General features: G+C 72.7%; 17 protein-coding genes. 13 read left to right on the top strand and 4 right to left on the bottom strand.

What is annotated here, in order from left to right; translation table 11 throughout:
* Positions 1-63 precede the first annotated feature (63 nt).
* Both ACPOLB_RS12795 and ACPOLB_RS12790 read left to right on the top strand, forming a co-directional pair.
* Positions 64-570 carry a GlcG/HbpS family heme-binding protein gene (locus ACPOLB_RS12795; protein WP_425261748.1) on the top strand — a complete coding sequence of 169 codons (507 nt, stop codon included), beginning with the start codon at positions 64-66 and terminating at the stop codon, positions 568-570.
* On the top strand, positions 567-1,247 hold the full coding sequence (locus ACPOLB_RS12790; protein ID WP_425261747.1) for an ankyrin repeat domain-containing protein: 681 nt from the start codon (positions 567-569) through the stop codon (positions 1,245-1,247). Before ACPOLB_RS12795 ends, ACPOLB_RS12790 begins: the two co-directional genes overlap by 4 nt.
* Positions 1,248-1,274: 27 nt before the next feature.
* Here the strand turns inward: ACPOLB_RS12790 and ACPOLB_RS12785 are convergent, their stop codons facing one another.
* A complete protein-coding gene (locus ACPOLB_RS12785; RefSeq protein WP_425261746.1) occupies positions 1,275-2,093 on the bottom strand; it encodes a ParA family protein in 819 nt (272 codons plus the stop codon).
* Positions 2,094-2,268: 175 nt separating this feature from the next.
* Between ACPOLB_RS12785 and uvrA the strand changes: the two genes are divergently transcribed.
* Both uvrA and ACPOLB_RS12775 read left to right on the top strand, forming a co-directional pair.
* Positions 2,269-7,965: an excinuclease ABC subunit UvrA gene (uvrA, locus tag ACPOLB_RS12780; RefSeq protein ID WP_425261745.1), complete on the top strand. Its 5,697-nt coding sequence runs from the start codon at positions 2,269-2,271 to the stop codon at positions 7,963-7,965.
* Positions 7,966-8,085: 120 nt separating this feature from the next.
* Positions 8,086-9,201, top strand: coding sequence for an NADH:flavin oxidoreductase/NADH oxidase (locus ACPOLB_RS12775; protein WP_425261744.1), 1,116 nt, complete (start codon positions 8,086-8,088; stop codon positions 9,199-9,201).
* A gap of 21 nt (positions 9,202-9,222) precedes the next feature.
* Here the strand turns inward: ACPOLB_RS12775 and ACPOLB_RS12770 are convergent, their stop codons facing one another.
* On the bottom strand, positions 9,223-9,831 hold the full coding sequence (locus tag ACPOLB_RS12770; RefSeq protein WP_425261743.1) for a TetR/AcrR family transcriptional regulator: 609 nt from the start codon (positions 9,829-9,831) through the stop codon (positions 9,223-9,225).
* A 100-nt stretch (positions 9,832-9,931) separates the two neighbouring features.
* Between ACPOLB_RS12770 and ACPOLB_RS12765 the strand changes: the two genes are divergently transcribed.
* The 5 genes from ACPOLB_RS12765 to ACPOLB_RS12745 all read left to right on the top strand — a co-directional run bounded on the left by ACPOLB_RS12765 (position 9,932) and on the right by ACPOLB_RS12745 (position 14,090).
* Positions 9,932-10,390, top strand: coding sequence for an abscisic acid-deficient protein Aba4 family protein (locus ACPOLB_RS12765; protein ID WP_425261742.1), 459 nt, complete (start codon positions 9,932-9,934; stop codon positions 10,388-10,390).
* Entirely contained in the window at positions 10,387-11,184 is a 798-nt protein-coding gene (locus ACPOLB_RS12760) for a hypothetical protein (RefSeq protein ID WP_425261741.1), read from the top strand. The genes ACPOLB_RS12765 and ACPOLB_RS12760 overlap by 4 nt, the downstream gene beginning before the upstream one ends.
* 74 nt (positions 11,185-11,258) lie before the next feature.
* Positions 11,259-12,272 (top strand): TRAP transporter substrate-binding protein, encoded by a 1,014-nt coding sequence (locus ACPOLB_RS12755; protein ID WP_425261740.1) that lies wholly within the window; start codon positions 11,259-11,261, stop codon positions 12,270-12,272.
* Between the two features lie 40 nt (positions 12,273-12,312).
* Positions 12,313-12,801, top strand: a complete 489-nt coding sequence (locus ACPOLB_RS12750) for a TRAP transporter small permease (protein ID WP_425261739.1) — start codon at positions 12,313-12,315, stop codon at positions 12,799-12,801.
* On the top strand, positions 12,798-14,090 hold the full coding sequence (locus ACPOLB_RS12745) for a TRAP transporter large permease (RefSeq protein ID WP_425261738.1): 1,293 nt from the start codon (positions 12,798-12,800) through the stop codon (positions 14,088-14,090). Before ACPOLB_RS12750 ends, ACPOLB_RS12745 begins: the two co-directional genes overlap by 4 nt.
* Here ACPOLB_RS12745 and ACPOLB_RS12740 read toward each other — a convergent pair.
* Positions 14,080-14,787 carry a Crp/Fnr family transcriptional regulator gene (locus ACPOLB_RS12740; protein ID WP_425261737.1) on the bottom strand — a complete coding sequence of 236 codons (708 nt, stop codon included), beginning with the start codon at positions 14,785-14,787 and terminating at the stop codon, positions 14,080-14,082. The genes ACPOLB_RS12745 and ACPOLB_RS12740 overlap by 11 nt on opposite strands.
* 201 nt (positions 14,788-14,988) lie before the next feature.
* Between ACPOLB_RS12740 and ACPOLB_RS12735 the strand changes: the two genes are divergently transcribed.
* From ACPOLB_RS12735 to ACPOLB_RS12725, 3 genes are all read left to right on the top strand, one after another.
* Positions 14,989-15,420, top strand: a complete 432-nt coding sequence (locus ACPOLB_RS12735) for a phage tail protein (RefSeq protein WP_425261736.1) — start codon at positions 14,989-14,991, stop codon at positions 15,418-15,420.
* 39 nt (positions 15,421-15,459) lie between these two features.
* On the top strand, positions 15,460-16,392 hold the full coding sequence (locus tag ACPOLB_RS12730) for a lamin tail domain-containing protein (protein ID WP_425261735.1): 933 nt from the start codon (positions 15,460-15,462) through the stop codon (positions 16,390-16,392).
* Positions 16,393-16,562: 170 nt separating this feature from the next.
* The gene (locus ACPOLB_RS12725) at positions 16,563-16,856 is read left to right on the top strand and encodes a hypothetical protein (RefSeq protein WP_425261734.1); all 294 of its coding nucleotides are present in this window, start codon (positions 16,563-16,565) and stop codon (positions 16,854-16,856) included.
* A 21-nt stretch (positions 16,857-16,877) separates the two neighbouring features.
* Here ACPOLB_RS12725 and ACPOLB_RS12720 read toward each other — a convergent pair whose 3' ends face one another.
* A complete protein-coding gene (locus ACPOLB_RS12720; protein ID WP_425261733.1) occupies positions 16,878-17,291 on the bottom strand; it encodes a VOC family protein in 414 nt (137 codons plus the stop codon).
* A 144-nt stretch (positions 17,292-17,435) separates the two neighbouring features.
* Here ACPOLB_RS12720 and ACPOLB_RS12715 point away from each other — a divergent pair, with 144 nt between their 5' ends.
* On the top strand, positions 17,436-18,590 hold the full coding sequence (locus tag ACPOLB_RS12715) for an aminotransferase class V-fold PLP-dependent enzyme (protein ID WP_425261732.1): 1,155 nt from the start codon (positions 17,436-17,438) through the stop codon (positions 18,588-18,590).
* The last annotated feature ends 9 nt before the right edge of the window (positions 18,591-18,599 follow it).

Below are 18,599 nucleotides of genomic sequence, written 5' to 3'. Positions count from 1 at the left end.
CGGCCGGTTCCTACAGTGGCGGCACGGTCTGCACACGGACCGCCACCACTGGAGAAGACACCGATGAAGACCCCCCGCCGCAGCGTGATCGCCGCCCTCGCCGCCACCGCCACCTTGTTCGCCGGCGCCACCGCGCAGGCCCAGGCCGTGCGCACCGAACGCAACATGTCGCTCGACCTCGCGACGCAGCTGGCGGCGCAGACCGTGGCCGCGTGCAGCGCCGCCGGCCACAACGTCACCGCCACCGTGGTCGACCGTGCCGGCGGCGTGCGCGCCGTCGCCCGGGCCGACAACGCCGGCCCGCACACGCTGGAAGCCAGCCGCCTGAAGGCCTACACGTCGGCGTCGGCGAAGAACACGACGCTGGCGATGATGGAAGCGGCGCAGAAGAACCCGGCCGCCGCCAACCTGGTGCACATCCCTGGCTACCTGCTGCTGGGCGGCGGCGTGCCGGTGAAGGTGGGCAACGAGGTCATCGGCGCGGTGGGCGTGGGCGGCGCGCCCGGCGGCCACCTCGACGAGCAGTGCGCCACGGCCGCCATCGGCAAGCTGCAGGCGCTGCTGCAATGAAGCGCCGCGCCGCGCTGTCGCTGCTGCTGGCCGCCGCGGCCGGCGCCCGCGCCCAGGTGGCGCCGACGGCGCAGGAAGCCGCGCGCTACACCGGCCTGCATGCCGCCGCGCACCGCGGCGACCTGGCCGCGCTGCGCACGCTGCTGGCCGGCGGGGCCGCGGTCGACGCGCGCGACGGCCGGGGCCGCACGCCGCTGCACGTGGCCACCTTCGCGCGGCAGCGCGAGGCGGTCCGCCTGCTCGCCGGCGCCGGCGCGCAGCTCGGCGTGCTGGAAGACGACCGCTACGACGCCGTCACCATCGCCGCCGTGGCCGACGACGAAGAGACGCTGCGCGTGCTGCTGCAGCTGGGCGCCAGCGCCCGGCTGGTGACGAGCCGCTACGACGGCACGGCGCTGATCGCCGCGGCGCACCTGGGCCACGACGGCGTCGTGCGCCAGCTGATCGCCGCCGGCGCGCCGCTGGACCACGTCAACAACCTGCACTGGACGGCGCTGATCGAGGCCATCGTGCTGGGCGACGGCGGCCCGCGCCACCAGGCGACGCTGGCGGCGCTGCTGCAGGCCGGTGCCAGCACGCGTCTGACCGACCGCAGCGGCGCCACGCCGCTGGCGCTGGCCCGGGCACGCGGCTACGCCGCGATGGTGCGGCAGCTCGAGGCGGCCGGCGCGCGCTGAGGAACGGTGCCGGGGGCGCCCGGTGCTTCAGGCGTTCGAGCGGAAGCGTGCGAACAGCCAGTCCAATGGCCCGAAGGCCCGGCGCCGCGCCGCCGGGGCCGCGCCGCGCTGCAACTGCGTGCTGCTGCGCATGGCCGGCACGCTGGCAATGCGGTCCACCGGCCGCAGCGGCGCCTTCGCGCTGCGTTCCGCCACGGCGGCCTCGCGCCAGGCCTGGTGCAGCCAGTCGAGGATGGGCTGCCACTGCGCCAGGTCGGCCTCGGTCCGGGCACCGGGCAGGTCGAACAGCGTCAGCCCCTGCTGCGCGGAGCGCACGTAGGCCTGCGCCTCGCGCACGCCGCCCAGGTAGGGGTGGCCGTGTTCGGCGGCCCAGGCCTGCAGCTCGGCCGCGGCCTTGCTGCGCGCGTCGAGCCGCATGCCCACCATCGCCACGGCACAGCGGCCGCTGGCCACGCGCGGCAGCGTGCGCAGCTCCTCGAGGCAGGCGGCGGCGGATTCGCGGTCGAAGGCCGATGCGCACAGCGGCACGAGCACGGCGTCGGCCACCATCACCGCGCGCGCCAGCTCGCTGCCGCGCAGCCCGCCGGGCGTGTCGAGCACCACGTGCGTGATGCCGCCGGGCGGTCGCAGCACGCTGCGCGTGTCCACGGCCCAGCCGACGATGGGCGCGTCGTGCGCCGCGGCCTGCTCGGCGCGGCGCTTCAGCCAGCCCAGCGACGACTGCTGGCGGTCCACGTCGCCCAGCATCACGCGCCAGCCGCTGCGCGCGCAGTGGGCGGCCAGGTGCGTGGCGAGCGTGCTCTTGCCGCTGCCCCCCTTGCGGTTGATGACGGCGACGACGGGCATGGTCGGCCTGCGGGTGGGTTGGGTGGGTTCTGACTGGGGCCCGATTACATCACCGAAGCCGGGCCGGGCTGCCGCGGATCAGGCCCGGGTTGGCCCGGCAGTTCTGCGCCGCCCGCCGGCACGATGCGTCCCGCGTTCCTACAATGCCCGGTTCCGTGTTGCCGAAGCCCCTTCCATGACCGGTCTGATCCGCATCCGTGGTGCCCGCCAGCACAACCTGAAGAACCTGGACCTGGACATCCACACCGGCGAGCTGACCGTCGTCACCGGGCCCAGCGGCTCCGGCAAGTCCAGCCTGGTCTTCGACACGCTGTACGCGGAAGGGCAGCGGCGCTATGTCGAGACCTTCAGCGCCTACGCGCGCCAGTTCCTCGACCGCATGGACCGCCCGGCGGTCGACCGCGTGGACGGCGTGCCGCCGGCCATCGCGATCGACCAGACCAACCCGGTGCGCACCAGCCGCAGCACGGTCGGCACGATGACCGAGCTGAACGACCACCTGAAGCTGCTGTTCGCGCGCGCCGCGCAGCTGTTCGACGCGCAGACCGCGCTGCCGGTGCGGCACGACACGCCCGAGACCATCTACGACGAGCTGCAGCGCCGTGCTGCCGAAGCCGGTGACCCGCGCCTCGTGCTGACGTTCCCGGTGGAACTGCCCGCCGACACCACGGCCGAGCAGCAGGATCAGTGGCTGTCGGCCAGCGGCTTCACGCGCGTGCAGGCCGAGCGCGTGGACGGCACGCGCAAGATCCTCGACGTGGTGGCCGACCGCTTCCGCCTTGGCGGCGCCGAGCGGGTGCGCGTGATGGAGGCCATCGAGCTGGCGCTCAAGCGCGGCAGCGGCCGGCTCAACGTCTTCGTCGGCGATGCGCCCGCCGAGGGCGGCAGCCCCACGCAGTGGAAGTACAGCACCGGCCTGCACTGCCCCGAGAGCGACCGCCGCTATGCCGACCCGCAGCCGGCGATGTTCAGCTTCAACAGCGCCTACGGCGCCTGCGACACCTGCCGCGGCTTCGGCCGCGTGATCGGCGTCGATTTCGGCCTCGTCATCCCCGACGAGCGCAAGACGCTGCGCAACGGCGCCATCAAGCCGATGCAGACGCCGGCCTGGAAGGACTGCCAGGACGACCTGGTGAAGTACGCGGGCGAGGCCGGCATCCCGCGCGACACGGCCTGGAACATGCTGACGCCGGCGCAGCGCGACTGGGTCATCGAAGGCTCGCCGCACTGGACCGGCAACTGGAACAAGCAGTGGTACGGCGTGCGCCGGTTCTTCGAGTACCTCGAGAGCAAGGCCTACAAGATGCACATCCGCGTGCTCTTGTCGAAGTACCGCAGCTACACGCCCTGCACCGTGTGCGGCGGCGCGCGGCTGAAGCTGGAGGCACTGCTGTGGCGCATGGGCGAGAAGGCCGAGGCCGACGTCGTGCTGCCGCCGGCGCAACGCTTCCTGCCGATCGGCGCCAGCTGGAGCCGTGCGCAGCTCGAAGCGCTGCCCGGCCTGCACCTGCACGACCTGATGCAGCTCAGCATCGAGCGCCTGCGCCGCTTCTTCGACGGCCTGACGCTGCCCAGCACGCTGCTCGACGAGGCGCTGAAGCTGCTGCTGGACGAAGTGCGCACGCGGCTGAAGTACCTGTGCGACGTGGGCCTGGGCTACCTGACGCTGGACCGCCAGAGCCGCACGCTCAGCGGCGGCGAGGTGCAGCGCATCAACCTCACCACCGCCCTGGGCACCAGCCTCGTGAACACCATGTTCGTGCTGGACGAGCCCAGCATCGGCCTGCACCCGCGCGACATGAACCGCATCGTGCAGGCCATGCACCGGCTGCGCGACGCCGGCAACACGCTGGTGGTGGTCGAGCACGACCCGGCCGTGATGCTGGCCGCCGACCGGCTGATCGACATGGGCCCGGGCCCGGGCGAGGGCGGCGGGCAGATCGTCTTCGACGGCTCGCCCGACGAGGCGCGCAGCGCCGACACGCTGACCGGCGCCTACCTCGGCGGCCGCAAGCAGGTGCACGCGGGCTTCCGCCGCCTGGTGGCCGAGAACACGCCGAAGCTGGTGCTCGAAGGCGCACGCGACCACAACCTGAAGGGCGTCGACGTCGCGTTTCCGCTGCAGCGCCTGGTGGTCGTCACCGGCGTCAGCGGCAGCGGCAAGAGCACGCTGATCCAGGACGTGCTGTACCCGGCGCTGGCGCGCCACTTCGGCAAGCCCACCGAGACCCCCGGCGCGCACGACCGCCTGCTCGGCAGCGACCTGCTCAGCGACGCGGTGTTCGTGGACCAGAGCCCGATCGGCAAGACCGCGCGGTCCAACCCCGCCAGCTACGTCGGCGCCTTCGACGAACTGCGCAAGCTCTTCGCCGACGCGCCGCTGGCCCGCGAGCGCAGCTACACCGCCGGCACCTTCAGCTTCAACGCCGGCGACGGCCGCTGCCCCACCTGCGGCGGCAGCGGCTTCGAGCACGTGGAGATGCAGTTCCTCAGCGACGTGTACCTGCGCTGCCCCGACTGCGACGGCCGCCGCTACCGCACCGAGGTGCTCGACGTGAAGGTGGTGCGCGGGCCGATGCAGCTGAGCATTGCCGACGTGCTGGACCTCACCGTGGCCGAGGCCGCGCACTGGTTCCAGAACGACCGCGAGGTGGTGGCGCGGCTGCAGCCCATCATCGACGTCGGCCTGGACTACGTGCGCCTGGGCCAGCCCGTGCCCACGCTCAGTGGCGGCGAGGCGCAGCGCCTGAAGCTGGCCGGCTTCCTGGCCGAGGCCGCGGCCAACCCGCGCCAGGCGGTGGCGAAGAAGGGCACGCTGTTCCTGTTCGACGAGCCTACCACCGGGCTGCACTTCGACGACATCGCCAAGCTCATGCGCGCGCTGCGCAAGCTGATGGACGCCGGGCACTCGCTGCTGGTGATCGAGCACAACCTCGACGTCATCCGCGCCGCCGACTGGATCGTCGACCTCGGCCCCGAAGGCGGCGAGGCCGGCGGCGAGCTGGTCTGCACCGGCACGCCCGACGACGTGATGGCGCACGCCACGTCGCACACCGGCGCGGCACTGCGCGAGTACGCGCACGCACTCGGTGCGGCCCCACGTGCCGAAGAGGGCAGACCTCTTCAAAGCGTGGTGCGCGCGCGCCGCCAGGCCGCGATGGCGGCCGACAACAGCATCCGCATCGTCAACGCGAAGGAACACAACCTGAAGAACCTGAGCGTGGAGATCCCGCGCGGCAAGTTCAACGTCGTCACCGGCGTCTCGGGTTCGGGCAAGAGCACGCTGGCCTTCGACATCCTGTTCAACGAGGGCCAGCGGCGCTACCTCGAATCGCTGAACGCCTACGCGCGCAGCATCGTGCAGCCGGCGGGCCGGCCCGAGGTGGACGCGGTCTACGGCATCCCGCCGACGGTGGCCATCGAGCAGCGGCTCAGCCGCGGCGGCCGCAAGAGCACGGTGGCCACCACCACCGAGGTCTGGCACTTCTTGCGCCTGCTGTGGGTGAAGCTCGGCCTGCAGCACTGCACGAAGGACGGCGCGCCGGTGAAGGCGCAGAGCGCCGAGAGCATCGCCGCGCAGCTGCTGCGCGACCATGCCGGCCAGCACGTGGGCCTGCTGGCGCCGCTGGTGATCAACCGCAAGGGCGTCTACACCGACCTGGCCAAGTGGGCCAAGGCCCGCGGCCACACCCACCTGCGCGTGGACGGCGAGTTCCTGAGCCTGAACCCCTTCCCGCGCATCGACCGCTTCAAGGAACACACGCTGGAGCTGCCGGTCGGCGACATCGTCGTCGACCCCGCCAACGAAGCGGAACTGCGCGCGCTGCTGAGCAGGACGCTCGAGCTGGGCAAGGGCGTGCTGCACCTGCTGCACCCGCTGGACGGGCTGGCCGCGGCGATGGACACCGACGGCGGCACGGGCGCCGGCATCGGTGCCGTGAAGGTCTTCAGCACCAAGCGCGCCTGCCCGCAATGCGGCACCAGCTACCCCGAGCTGGACCCGCGCATGTTCAGCTACAACAGCAAGCACGGCTGGTGCGGCACCTGCGTCGGCACCGGCCTGGCGCTCACGCGCGAGCAGCGCAAGGCGCTGGACGACAGCGTGCGCGACGACGACGACAAGGGCCGCGAGCAGAGCTTCCCGAGCGAGGAGGCCGAGGTCGAGGGACTGACCGACACCGCCTGCCCCGACTGCCACGGCGCGCGGCTGAACCCCGCCGCGCGCGGCGTCACGTTCGAGGACCAGGCCATCGACGCCATCGCGCGGCTGTCGGTGCGCGAGACCCGCGCCTGGATCGCCGGCCTGCGCCTGCAGGGGCGCGACGCCGACATCGCGCGCGACGTGGTCAGCGAGATCGCCAGCCGGCTCGAATTCCTCGACGACGTGGGCCTGGGCTACCTGACGCTGGACCGCGCCGCGCCCACGCTCAGCGGCGGCGAGGCGCAGCGCATCCGCCTCGCGGCGCAGCTGGGCAGCAACCTGCAGGGCGTGTGCTACGTGCTCGACGAGCCCACCATCGGCCTGCACCCGCGCGACAACGGCATCCTGCTGGGCGCGCTGGCCAAGCTGGGCGACAAGGGCAACACGCTGGTCGTGGTGGAGCACGACGAGGACACCATCCGCCGTGCCGACCACATCATCGACATCGGCCCCAGCGCCGGCAAGCGCGGCGGCCGCCTGGTGGCGCAGGGCACGGTGGCCGACCTGTCGGCCGAGGCGACGTCGGTCACCGGCCGGCTGCTGAAGACGCCGCTGCGCCACCCGCTGCAGGCGCGCCGCGCCGTCACGCCCGACCTGCCGGCGCTGCAGCTCAGCGGCGCGACGCTGCACAACCTGCGCGCGGTGGACCTGCACGTGCCGCTGCAGCGGCTGGTGGTGGTGACCGGCGTCTCGGGTTCGGGCAAGAGCACGCTGGCGCGCGACGTGCTGCTGGCCAACGTGGCGCAGGCCGTGCAGCAGCGCCAGAGCGCCGCCGGCCGCGAGGCGCTGGCCGCGGGCCGCGGCCTGCCCTGGACCGGCTGCACCGCGCTGCGCGGCTACGAGCCGATCGACCGCGTGCTCGAGGTCGACCAGACCCCCATCGGCAAGACCCCGCGCAGCTGCCCGGCCACCTACATCGGCTTCTGGGACAGCATCCGCAGGCTCTTCACCGAGACGCTGGAAGCCAAGGCACGCGGCTATGCCTCGGCGCGCTTCAGCTTCAACACCGGCCAGGGCCGCTGCCCGGGCTGCGAAGGGCAGGGCATGAAGACCATCGCGATGAGCTTCCTGCCCGACGTGAAGGTGCCCTGCGACACCTGCCACGGCGCGCGCTTCAACCCCGAGACGCTGGCCGTCACCTGGCGCGGCCGGAGCATCGGTGACGTGCTGCAGATGGAGGTGGACGAAGCGGTCGGCTTCTTCGCCAGCATGCAAGCCATCGCGCATCCGCTGCAGCTGCTGCAGGACGTGGGCCTGGGCTACCTGACGCTGGGTCAGCCCAGCCCCACGCTGAGCGGCGGCGAGGCGCAACGCATCAAGCTCGTCACCGAGCTGAGCAAGGTGCGCGACGACGTCACGCGCCGCGGCAACAAGGCGCCGCACACGCTGTACGTGCTGGACGAGCCCACGGTGGGCCTGCACATGGCCGACGTGGAGCGCCTCATCCGCGTGCTGCACCGGCTGGTCGACGGCGGCCACAGCGTGGTGGTGATCGAACACGACCTGGACGTCATCGCCGAGGCCGACTGGGTGGTCGACCTGGGCCCCGAGGGCGGCAACGGCGGCGGCCGCGTGGTCGTCGCCGGTCCGCCCGAGGCCGTGGTGGCCGCGGGCTCGCACACCGGCGTGTCGCTGGCGCCGGTGCTGAGCAGGGACCGAGCCGGTGCTTGAGCACCGGCGAATGCTCTGCGAAGGCCCGACCCCTCCTTGGGTCGGGCTGGCGCGCACCGCCTGAGCTGCCTGGCCTCCATCACCCCGACCCATCGCTTTCCTTCTCCTGCACTGGACTCCATGAGCCACCTCTTCTCCCCCTGGCAGCTGGGCACGCTGCCGCTGGACAACCGCATCGTCGTGGCACCCATGTGCCAGTACTCGTGCGACGACGGCAATGCCGGCGACTGGCATGCCTTCCACCTCGGGCAGCTGGCGATGTCGGGTGCCGGCCTGCTGATCCTGGAGGCCACGGCCGTCACCGAGGACGGCCGCATCACCGCCGGCGACCTCGGGCTGTACAGCGACGCCAACGAGGCGGCGCTCGCCCGGCTGCTGCCCGCGCTGCGCCAGCACGGCCACGCGAAGCTGGCGGTGCAGCTGGCCCATGCCGGACGCAAGGCGTCCAGCGCCGAGCCCTGGAACGGCGGCCTGCAGGTGCCGCAGGCGCAGCCGCGCGGCTGGCAGGCGGTGGCGCCATCGGCCCTGCCGCACGGGGCCAGCGAGGAGCCGCCGCTGGCGCTGGACGACGCGGGCCTGGCCCGCGTGCGCGAGGGCTTCGTCCAGGCGGCCGTGCGCTGCGCACGGCTGGGGGTCGACGGCATCGAGATCCACGGCGCGCACGGCTACCTGCTGCACCAGTTCCTGTCGCCGCTGGCCAACCAGCGCACCGACGCCTACGGCGGCAGCCTGGCCAACCGCATGCGCTTCCCGCTGGAGGTGTTCGAGGCCGTGCGCGCCGCGTTCCCGGCCGAGCGTCCGGTGTGGCTGCGGCTGTCGGCCACCGACTGGGTGGAAGGCGGCTGGACGGTGGACGACGCCATCGTCTTCAGCCGCGCACTCGGCGAACGCGGCTGCGCGGCGATCCACGTCTCGTCGGGCGGCGTGTCGCCGCGGCAGCAGATTCCGATCGGCCCGGGCTACCAGGTGCCGCTGGCCGAGCGCATTCGCGCCGCCACGGGCCTGCCCACCATCGCGGTGGGGCTGATCACCGAGCCGGCGCAGGCCGAGGCCATCGTCGCCGAAGGCCGTGCCGACGCGGTGGCGCTGGCGCGCGCGATGCTGTACGACCCGCGCTGGCCCTGGCATGCCGCGGCCGCGCTGGGCGCGCGCGTCAACGCGCCGAAGCAGTACTGGCGCTCGCAGCCGCGCGAGCTGAAGGACCTGTTCGCGAACGCGCACTTCGGCCAGCGCTGAAGGCCGGGCCGGCGGGCCTGCTCAGCGGGCCGCCAGCACCCCGTCGGCCATCAGCCCCAGCACCTCGCGCGCATGCGTCCGCCGCTCGCGCGCGCCCGGCAGGTGCTGGCCGAGCGGGCCGTCGACGAACAGGCAGGCCAGGCCGTGCACCTGCGCCCAGTAGCCGCTGGCCAGCGCCTCGGTGTAGCGCTCGTCGTGCATCAGCCGCACCAGCCGGCCCAGTTCGCCGTGCGCGCGGTCGCCGGCGGCCATCGCCTCCGGAAAGCGCGTGGGATCGCACACGTCGGGGCGGAACATGATGCGGAACACGCCGGGGTGGTCGAGCGCGAAGCCGACGTAGGCCAGGCCCGACTCGATGACCAGCGTGCGCCGGCCGTCCAGCGCCGCGCGCTCGTTGGCGCGGGCCAGGCGGCGCGTGAGCTCGTCGAAGCCGTGTGTCACGAGCTCGGCCAGGATGGTCTCGCGGTCGGCGAAGTGGTGGTAGGGCGCCTGGTGCGTGACACCGGCGCGGCGCGCCACCTCGCGCATGCTCAGCGCAGCCACGCCGGCTTCTTCGAGCACGGACTCGGCGGTGTCGAGGATGCGCCGGCGCAGGTCGGCGGGTTCGGGGGCGGGGGGGCGCTTGGCCATGGGGCAGGGCGGGCAGAGGGAACGGTTCGGGCGCGTTGCGCTTGACAGTGTCTAGTGTAGTGCCTAGAGTCCGGCCATCGCTTGACACTGTCTAGTCGCCATGGATGCATCCCCCGACCTCGTGTTCCGCTACGCCAACGGCGTGGCGCTGCTGGCCTGGATCGCGCTCGCGGCATCGCCGGCCCCGGCACGCTGGAGCCCGTGGGTGCGCCGCATCACCGGCCGCGTGCTGCCGCTGGCCTTTGCCGTGGTCTACGTGGCGATGCTGGCGCTGCACTGGCCGGCCGAAGGCGGCTTCGGTTCGATCGCCGAGGTGCAGGCGCTGTTCGCGGTGCCGGGCGCGCTGGCCGCCGGCTGGATCCACTACCTCGCGTTCGACCTCTTCGTCGGCACCTGGATCGCCGAGCGCGGCGCGGCGCTGGGCCTGCCGCACTGGCAACTCGTGCCGCTGCTGCTGCTGACCTTCCTGTTCGGACCGGCCGGGCTGCTCGGCTTCGTGCTGCTGCGCGCGCTGCGCCGGCCTGCGTCGCTGCGCCTGGCGCCGGAGGCTGCGGCATGAACACCTTGACGATGGTCACCCCTGCCGCCCTGCGCCGCGGCTGGCTGGGCGCGCTGTTCGCGGGCGAGCGCCGCCTGGCGCTGTTCGGCCTGGTGATGGTGCTGGCGATGCTGCCCGCGCTCGTCGCGCTGGGCCTGGACGAACGCATGCTGCGCGGCGTGAACGTGTGGGTCAAGCCGCTGAAGTTCATGGCGTCCCTGGCGCTGTTCGCGTGGACCACCGCATGGTGCGTCGGCCTGCTGCCCGCAGCCCGGCGTCGCAGCCGCGCGGTCGCGGTGGTGGCCTGGACCATCGTCGTCGCCGGCAGCTTCGAGATCGTCTACATCACGCTGCAGGCGGCCCTCGGCGAGGCCTCGCACTACAACGTCGGCGACCCGCTGCACGGCGGGCTGTACACGCTGATGGGCGCGGCCGCACTGCTGATGACGGCGACGCAGCCGCTGCTGGCCTGGCAGATCCACCGCCACGGCCGGCCCGAGGTGCCGCTGCTGCTGCGCCGCGCCGTGGTGGCGGGGCTGGTCGCGACCTTCGTGCTGGGCGCCGGCGCGGGCGGCCTGCTCGGCGGCCTGCAGCCGCCGCCGGGTGCCGGGCTGCCGGTGGTCGGCTGGCACCTGCTGGGCGACCTGCGGCCGGCGCACTTCCTCGGCATGCACGCGCAGCAGCTGCTGCCGCTGGCGGGCTGGGTGTTCCTGCAGCGTGGCGGCGGCCCGGCGCTGCTGGTCTTCAGCGCCGCCTACGGCGCGCTGTGGGTGGTCGCGATGGGCTGCGGACTGGCGCTCGGCCCCCCGGGGTGAGTGCGGATGAGCGCGGGCGGATCGATGGGGCAGAATCGTTTGCACCTCACCGCCCCCTCTTCCGGAGACCAGCCATGAACCCGCTGCGCCATGTCGTCGTCCCCACCTTGCTGGCGCTCGTCGGCAGCGCCGCATCGGCGCAGGTGGTTCTGACCGCTTCCTCCTGGCTTGGCCCCACGCACACGCTGTCGGAAACGCAGAAGGAGTGGTGCACCCAGCTGGAGCAGAAGACCGCCGGCAAGGCGAAGTGCAACATCCTGCCGCGCGGCGTCTCGGCGCCCCCCGGCACGCTGGACGCCGTGCGCAACGGCCTGGCCGACCTCTCGTTCACGGTGCACGGCTACACGCCGGGCCGCTTCGTGCACACGCAGATGGCCGAGTTCGCCTTCGCCGGCGACTCGTCCGAAGCCACCTCGGTGGCCTTCCAGCGCCTGTACGCGCGCCACCCGGCCTTCGCCGAGGAGCACAAGGGCGTGAAGGTCCTGGCCGTGTTCACGCACGGCCCCGGCATCGTCTTCAACACCAAGCGGCCGGTGACCAAGCTCGAGGACCTCGCCGGCATGAAGTGGCGCGTGGGCGGCGGCATGGTCAACGAGATCAGCAAGGCGCTGGGCATGAACGTGACGCTCAAGCCCGCGCCCGAGAGCTACGAGCTGCTGTCCACCGGCGTGATGGACGGCACGCTGTTCCCGGCGGAGTCGGTGGAGTCGTTCAAGATCGACAAGGTCATCAAGCACGCCACCAGCTTCCCGGGCGGCCTGTACAACACCAGCTTCGTGTTCATGATGAACCAGGCCAAGTACGACAGCCTGCCCGCCGACGTGAAGAAGGCGGTCGACGAACTCTCGGGCGAATCCGCCGCGCGTGCCTTCGGCCGCGGCTGGGACAAGGTCGACCGCCGCGGCATGGCCTTCATGCAGGCCGCGGGCGTGCAGTTCACGAAGGCCGACCCCGCCTTCGTGAAGGCCGTGGCCGCCAAGGTGGCGCCGCTGGAAGACGCCTGGGCCAAGGCCGCCGAGGCCAAGGGCCTCAAGGACGCGAAGAAGGTGCTGGGCGAGTACCGCGCCGAGATCAAGAAGCTGCAGTGAGCGCCGCGACTGCACTGCGCGCGCGCCGGGCGCAGGCGGCGTGAAGCGGCTGCTGACCACGCTGTGCGGCGCGCTGGCCGCCAGCGCGCTGTTCGCCATCATGGCGCTGACGCTGGTGGACGTGGCTGGCCGCAAGCTGCTCGACGCCTCGGTGCCGGGCTCGCTGGAAGTGACTGAGCTGCTGCTGGTGGCCGTGATCTTCGCCGGCCTGCCGCTGGTGTCGCTGCACGGCGAGCACGTGGTCTTCGACTCGCTCGACGCGCTGCTGCCGCGCTGGCTGCGGCGGCTGCAGCAGGCCGTCGTCGACCTGCTGTGCGCCGGCGCGCTGGCCGGGCTGGCCTGGCTGCTGTGGGTCAAGGCCGGGCAGCTGGGTGAATACGGCGAGACCACGGCGCAGCTGAAGATGGCGCTGGCACCCTTCGTGCGGGGCATGGCGCTGCTGTGCGGCCTGACCGCGCTGGTGCACCTGCTGCTGCTCGCGCGCCCGGTGGCACACCACCACGCCGGCGTCGCCGAGGACACGGCTTGACCGCCGCGCTGCTGGGCTTCGCGGCCGTCTTCGCGCTGGCGCTGCTGCGCGTGCCGCTGGCGTTCGCGATGGGCGCGGTGGGCTTCGTCGGCCTGGGCCTGCTGCGCGGCTGGCCGCCGACGATGGCCAACGCCGCGCAGGTGGTCTACGACACCGGTTTCGCCTACACGTTGAGCGTGGTGCCGCTGTTCATCCTGATGGGCAACTTCGTCGCGCGGGCCGGGCTGGCGCACGAGCTGTTCCGTGCCGCGCATGCCTTCATCGGCCACCGCCGCGGCGGGCTGGCCCACGCCACCGTGATCGCCTGCGCCGGCTTCGGCGCCATCTGCGGCAGCTCGATCGCCACCGCGGCCACGATGTCGAAGGTGGCCTACCCGCCGATGCGGCAGCTGGGCTACGCGCCGTACCTGTCCACCGGCGTGATTGCTGCCGGCGGCACGCTGGGCATCATGATCCCGCCGTCGACCATCATGGTCATCTACGGCATCGTCACCGAGACCAGCATCGGCAAGCTGTTCGCCGCCGGCGTGCTGCCGGGGCTGCTGACCGCCGGCCTGCTGATGGCCGGCGTGGCCTGGATCACCGCCCGCGACCCCGCCGCCGGCCCCGCCGGCCCGCGCACGCCGTGGCCGCAGCGCTGGCGCGCGCTGCGCGACATCTGGGGCGTGGCGCTGCTGGTGGTGGTGGTGCTGGGCGGCATCTACGGCGGTGTCTTCACCGCCACCGAAGGCGCGGGCATCGGCGCCTCGGGCGCGTTCTTCTTCGCACTGGCGCGGCGCGCGCTGAGCTGGCGTGTGCTGCTCGACGTGCTGGTGGAGAGCGCGCGCACCACGGCGATGCTGTTCACGATCCTGATCGCGGCCATGCTGTTCTCCAGCTTCGTCAACTTCACCAGCATGCCCGCCGACCTGAAGGACTGGATCCTGCAGCAGGGCTTCAGCCCGCTGATGGTGGTGGGCGCGATGATGCTGATCTACGTGCTGCTGGGCACCATCATGGAAGAGCTGTCGATGGTGCTGCTGACCATCCCGGTGTTCTTCCCCATCGTCACCGGCCTGGGCTTCGACCCGGTGTGGTTCGGCGTGCTGATCGTGCTGGTGGTGCAGATCGGGCTGATCTCGCCGCCGGTGGGCATGAACCTGTTCGTGCTGAACGCGCTGCTGAAGGACGTGCCGCTGCAGCAGATCTTCCGCGGCGTCTGGCGCTTCGTGCTCGTGCTGTGCCTGGCGCTGTTCGTGGTGCTGGAGGTGCCGGCGCTGGCGCTGTGGCTGCCGGGGTTCATGCGCTAGGTGCAGCCGCCGCTGCGGCGTCGTCGCGCAGCTTGCGCTCGAGCCGCTGCACGTCGGCGCTGAGCCGGCCGGCCACCAGGCCCACGAGCTCGAAGCCGAACTGCGGGTTCTGGTGGTACAGCTGCCGCACCGTGGTCTCGTCGATGCTCAGCACCTGGCAGGGCGTGACGCAGCGCGCGGTGAAGGTGCGGCGGTGGTCCGGCGAGAAGAAGGCGATCTCGCCGAAGACTCGGCCTGGCTCGATCGCGACGCCGATCTCCTCGAGCTCCACCCGCCCCGAGGCCAGCAGGTACAGGTGGTCGGCGACCTCGCCCTGGCGGAACAGCACGTGGCCCTTCGGGCGGCGGCGGCTGCGCATGTACGGGCGCAGCCACAGGCCCGACACGTCGCTGGCCGCGGCCGCGGCCTTCACGCGGCGCGTCAGGCGCACCATCTCGGCCACGCGCCACAGGTTGATCGGCAACAGCAGCAGGTGCAGCACCAGCAACTGCAGCGAGGGCGCCAGCGCCGCGTAGACCAGGAACGCGACGTTGCTGCCCACCGCCAGCCAGCGCAGCGGGATCATCGTGCGCACGAAGGTCGCCGCCAGCACCAGGGCGCCGGCCAGCACCACCGAGACCAGCGCGACGATGCCCTGCGCGCTGTCCAGCAGGGCCAGCGCCAGGCTCCAGGCGTGCTGCCAGGCGGCGCTCAGCACGGCGTGCGGCCCGGGGCGCCGCGGGCCGGGCAGCGTGGTGGACGGGCGGCCGGCGGCGCCGCAGCCGCGCTCTGCTGTGTCTGCACGCCGGAACTCCTGCAAGGCCGAAGTGCAGCGATTGTGGGGGGTGCCGGCGGTGGCCGGGACCGTCAAAGCGGGCTACAGTGGTGCGGCCCGGTCCGCGTCACGAGGAGCCTGCCGATGCCCAACAGCCGCCAGTTCGACCACCGCTTCAACGGCCGGTTTCGGATCGAGATCGAGGGCGTGACGCAGGGGGCGTTCGCCGCCTGCGACGGGCTGGAGGTGCGCGTCGACGTGGTCGACTTCAACGACGGCGACGACGGCACCGCGCGCAAGCGCCCGGGCCGCACGCGCTACGGCAACATCGTGCTGCGCCGCGGCAGCACGCTCGACACCGCGCTGTGGGACTGGTTCAAGCAGGTCGCCGATGGCCGCGTCGAACGCAAGGCCGGCTCGGTGATCGTCTGCAACGACGTGGGCGACGAGGTCTACCGCTACAACTTCTTCGAGGGCTGGCCCTGCCGCTGGAAGAGCCTGGAGCTCGACGCGCAGGACGCCGGCACGCTGATCGAGGAGATCGAGATCGCGGTCGAGAAGATCGAGCGCGGCTGACCCGGCCGGGCCTGGCGCCTCCCGAGCGACCGCACTGCGATGAACCTGGGCATCGTCGAGGACCTGCTGCTGCGCGCGCTGCGCGCGCGGCTGGGCGCCGACGTCGAGGGCCGCGCCGGCCCGCTGGCCTGCAGCCCGGCCACCGGCCTGCGCGCCCAGGTCTTCGTGCACGCGCTGGCGTTCCAGGACGGCGGCGGCGTCAGCGCGGACGGCGCCCACATCGCGCGCCAGCCGCTGCAGCTGCCGGGCGGCGCCAGCGGGTTCACCGAGCAGCGGCCGGCGCACCTGGACATCGAGGTGCACTGCCTGTGCGCCACGCACGCGCAGGCGCAGGCGCTGGCCGGGCTGGCTGCGCCGGTGCTGCTGCAGGCGCTGGAGACGATGGCCCCGCCGCTGCTGAGCGATCCGGCCGACACGCTGCGCCGGCTGCGTCTCTCCGACCACCGCGCCCACGTGCAGTCGCAGCGCTCGCAGCGGCTGGTGCACGACTGCGTGGCCGTGGCGCAGGTGGTGCTGGGGCTGCGGCTGCAGGGCTTCCTGCACGTGCAGCTGGCCCGGCCCGGCGGGCTCGTCCGGCAGAGCGCCTATGCCGTGCCGGTGCGGCTGGAGATCCAGGCCGACCCGGCCGGTCGCGACCTCCAGGCCGAGGCCGTGCTGCTGCACAACGACAGCGGCGACATGCTCGATCTGGCCGGCTGGACCCTGCACGACGCCGCCCGCCGGCCGCACGTCTACCAGTTCGGGCCGACCTGCCGCCTCGGCGCCGGCGCCACGCTGCGGCTGTGGAGCGGCCGGGGCAGCGACGACGCCGTCAACCTCCACTGGGGCCGGCGCCAGGCGGTGTGGAACAACACCGGCGACGTCGCCGTGCTGCGCGACCCCGACGGCACCGAGCGCGCCCGCGCCAGCTGGTCGCCGCCGCTGCCGGTGCCGCCGGCCCAGGCGCCCGCCCGCCGCCGCGCGCCCCGCTGAGGCGGCGCGCGGCCCCGGCGCTTGACGCAGGGCAAGCGCAGGCACCGAAGGTGTGCAGAAATTCCCGCATGTCCTGCATCCTGGGGGTGCATCCCCCCGGTTCCGGTGGAGCGCTGCGCAGCGTGCCGTCACAAAATCTCACCAACATCCGAGCAACACCGGAGATCACCATGGCCCTGCTTCCTCCCGTTCCCTTCGAAGGCGACTTCCTGCACCCGCAGACGGGCGTGCGTTACCCGTACGCCGGCACCTGCGTGGTCGCCATCGACAGCCAGGGCCGGGAGTCGATGCACGTGCGCGGCTCCATCCGCCGCGGCAACCGCGTTGCACCGCTGGTGGTGCTGGGCCACGTGGACCGCCGCAGCAGCTTCGTCGGCCGCGAGCAGGAGGCCGCCAGCGACTGCGTGGCGCGCCAGTGCGCGCAGTTCAACGACACGCCGGACTTCGCGCCGACGCAGCACTGAACGGGCCCGGTCCGCGCGGGTTCAGGCTTCGCCGTTGATCATCCAGGACACGCCGAAGCGGTCCTGCACCATCCCGAACGCGGGCGACCAGAAGGTCTTGTCCAGCGGCATCTGCACTTGGCCGCCGTCGGCCAGCGCCGCGAACATGCGTGCCGCGGCCGCCAGGTCGGTCGTGGCGATCGACAGCGTGATGCCGCGCACGTCGGCCTGGCCGCGGCAGGAGCCGTCGGACAGCATCAGCGCGGTGTCGCCGATGCGCAGCGACGCATGCATCACCTTCTGTTCCATGCCCGGCGGCACCATGCCCGGCGGCAGCGGGTCCGGGCTGTCGCTGAAGCGCATCAGCCGCTCGGTGCGCGCGCCCAGCGCCTGGGTGTAGAACGCGATGGCCTCGTCGCAGCGGCCGTCGAGGTTCAGATAGGGTTCGATGCGCATGGCGGCTCCTCGGGGGGTGGTCCTGCACGACGATCCTGCCCGCCCGGATTCGACGCCGCCAGGGACACCCGGTGTGACCGGATGTCATCGCACCGGCTCGGTGCTAAGCTGAACCACCCCCTCGATCCCCCGAAGGCGAACCCCATGCCCGCATTGCTGACCAACGTCGACCCCGACGGCCTGCTCGAATATTCGGTGGTCTACACCGACCGCGCGCTGAACCACATGTCGCAGCGCTTCCAGCAGGTGATGCGCGACCTCTCGGGCACCCTGAAGGAGGTCTACGCCGCGCGCTCGGCCGTGGTCGTGCCCGGCAGCGGCAGCTTCGGCATGGAAGCGGTGGCGCGCCAGTTCGCGCACGACAAGAAGGTGCTCGTCGTCCGCAACGGCTGGTTCAGCTACCGCTGGACGCAGATCTTCGACATGGGCCGCATCCCGGCGGCGCAGATCGTGATGAAGGCGCGCCCGGTGGCGGCCGGTCGCCAGGCGGCCTGGGCGCCGGCGCCCATCGACGAGGTGGTGGCAACGATCCAGGCCGAGCGCCCGGCGCTGGTGTTCGCGCCGCACGTCGAGACCTCCGCCGGCATGGTGCTGCCCGACGGCTACCTGCGCGCCGTGGCCGACGCCGTGCACGCGGTGGGCGGCCTGTTCGTGCTGGACTGCATCGCCTCGGGCACGCTGTGGGTGGACATGCAGGCCACCGGGGTCGACGTGCTGATCAGCGCGCCGCAGAAGGGCTGGAGCGGCTCGCCGTGCTGCGCCTTCGTGATGCTCAGCGAACGCGCGCGCGCGGCCATCGACGCCACCGCCAGCAGCAGCTTCGCGATGGACCTGAAGAAGTGGCTGCAGATCATGGAGACCTACGAAGGCGGCGGCCACGCCTACCACGCCACGCTGCCCACCGATGCGCTGGCGAAGACACGCGACGTGATGCTGGAGAGCCGCGCCTACGGCTTCGAGAAGCTGCGCGCCGAGCAGGTCGAGCTCGGCCGCCGCGTGCGCGCGCTGATGACCGCGCGCGGCCTGCGCAGCGTCGCCGCCGAAGGCTTCCAGGCCCCGGGCGTGGTGGTCAGCTACACCGACGTCGACGGCCTGCACAACGCCAAGGCCTTCGCCGCCGAGGGCCTGCAGACCGCCGCCGGCGTGCCGCTGCAGTGCGACGAGCCGGCCGACTTCAAGACCTTCCGCATCGGCCTGTTCGGCCTGGAGAAGCTGCACCACGTGGACCGCACGGTGGCCAGCCTCGATGCGGCGCTGGGCCGCATCCTGGGCGTCGGCGACGCGGCACGCGCCGCCTGAAGACTGGCG

Origin of the sequence: Rubrivivax soli (genome assembly GCF_049810355.1) — a bacterium.
Classification (GTDB): domain Bacteria; phylum Pseudomonadota; class Gammaproteobacteria; order Burkholderiales; family Burkholderiaceae_C; genus Rubrivivax.
The sequence above is the reverse complement of the archived record's forward strand: the minus strand, read 5'-3'. Positions and strand labels throughout refer to the sequence as shown.

Coding starts and splice junctions, on each gene's coding strand:
- ACPOLB_RS12795 (WP_425261748.1), top strand. CDS start 64: ATGAAGACCCCCCGCCGCAGCGTGATCGCCGCCCTCGCCGCCACCGCC.
- ACPOLB_RS12790 (WP_425261747.1), top strand. CDS start 567: ATGAAGCGCCGCGCCGCGCTGTCGCTGCTGCTGGCCGCCGCGGCCGGC.
- ACPOLB_RS12785 (WP_425261746.1), bottom strand. CDS start 2,093: ATGCCCGTCGTCGCCGTCATCAACCGCAAGGGGGGCAGCGGCAAGAGC.
- uvrA (WP_425261745.1), top strand. CDS start 2,269: ATGACCGGTCTGATCCGCATCCGTGGTGCCCGCCAGCACAACCTGAAG.
- ACPOLB_RS12775 (WP_425261744.1), top strand. CDS start 8,086: ATGAGCCACCTCTTCTCCCCCTGGCAGCTGGGCACGCTGCCGCTGGAC.
- ACPOLB_RS12770 (WP_425261743.1), bottom strand. CDS start 9,831: ATGGCCAAGCGCCCCCCCGCCCCCGAACCCGCCGACCTGCGCCGGCGC.
- ACPOLB_RS12765 (WP_425261742.1), top strand. CDS start 9,932: ATGGATGCATCCCCCGACCTCGTGTTCCGCTACGCCAACGGCGTGGCG.
- ACPOLB_RS12760 (WP_425261741.1), top strand. CDS start 10,387: ATGAACACCTTGACGATGGTCACCCCTGCCGCCCTGCGCCGCGGCTGG.
- ACPOLB_RS12755 (WP_425261740.1), top strand. CDS start 11,259: ATGAACCCGCTGCGCCATGTCGTCGTCCCCACCTTGCTGGCGCTCGTC.
- ACPOLB_RS12735 (WP_425261736.1), top strand. CDS start 14,989: ATGCCCAACAGCCGCCAGTTCGACCACCGCTTCAACGGCCGGTTTCGG.
- ACPOLB_RS12730 (WP_425261735.1), top strand. CDS start 15,460: ATGAACCTGGGCATCGTCGAGGACCTGCTGCTGCGCGCGCTGCGCGCG.
- ACPOLB_RS12725 (WP_425261734.1), top strand. CDS start 16,563: ATGGCCCTGCTTCCTCCCGTTCCCTTCGAAGGCGACTTCCTGCACCCG.
- ACPOLB_RS12720 (WP_425261733.1), bottom strand. CDS start 17,291: ATGCGCATCGAACCCTATCTGAACCTCGACGGCCGCTGCGACGAGGCC.
- ACPOLB_RS12715 (WP_425261732.1), top strand. CDS start 17,436: ATGCCCGCATTGCTGACCAACGTCGACCCCGACGGCCTGCTCGAATAT.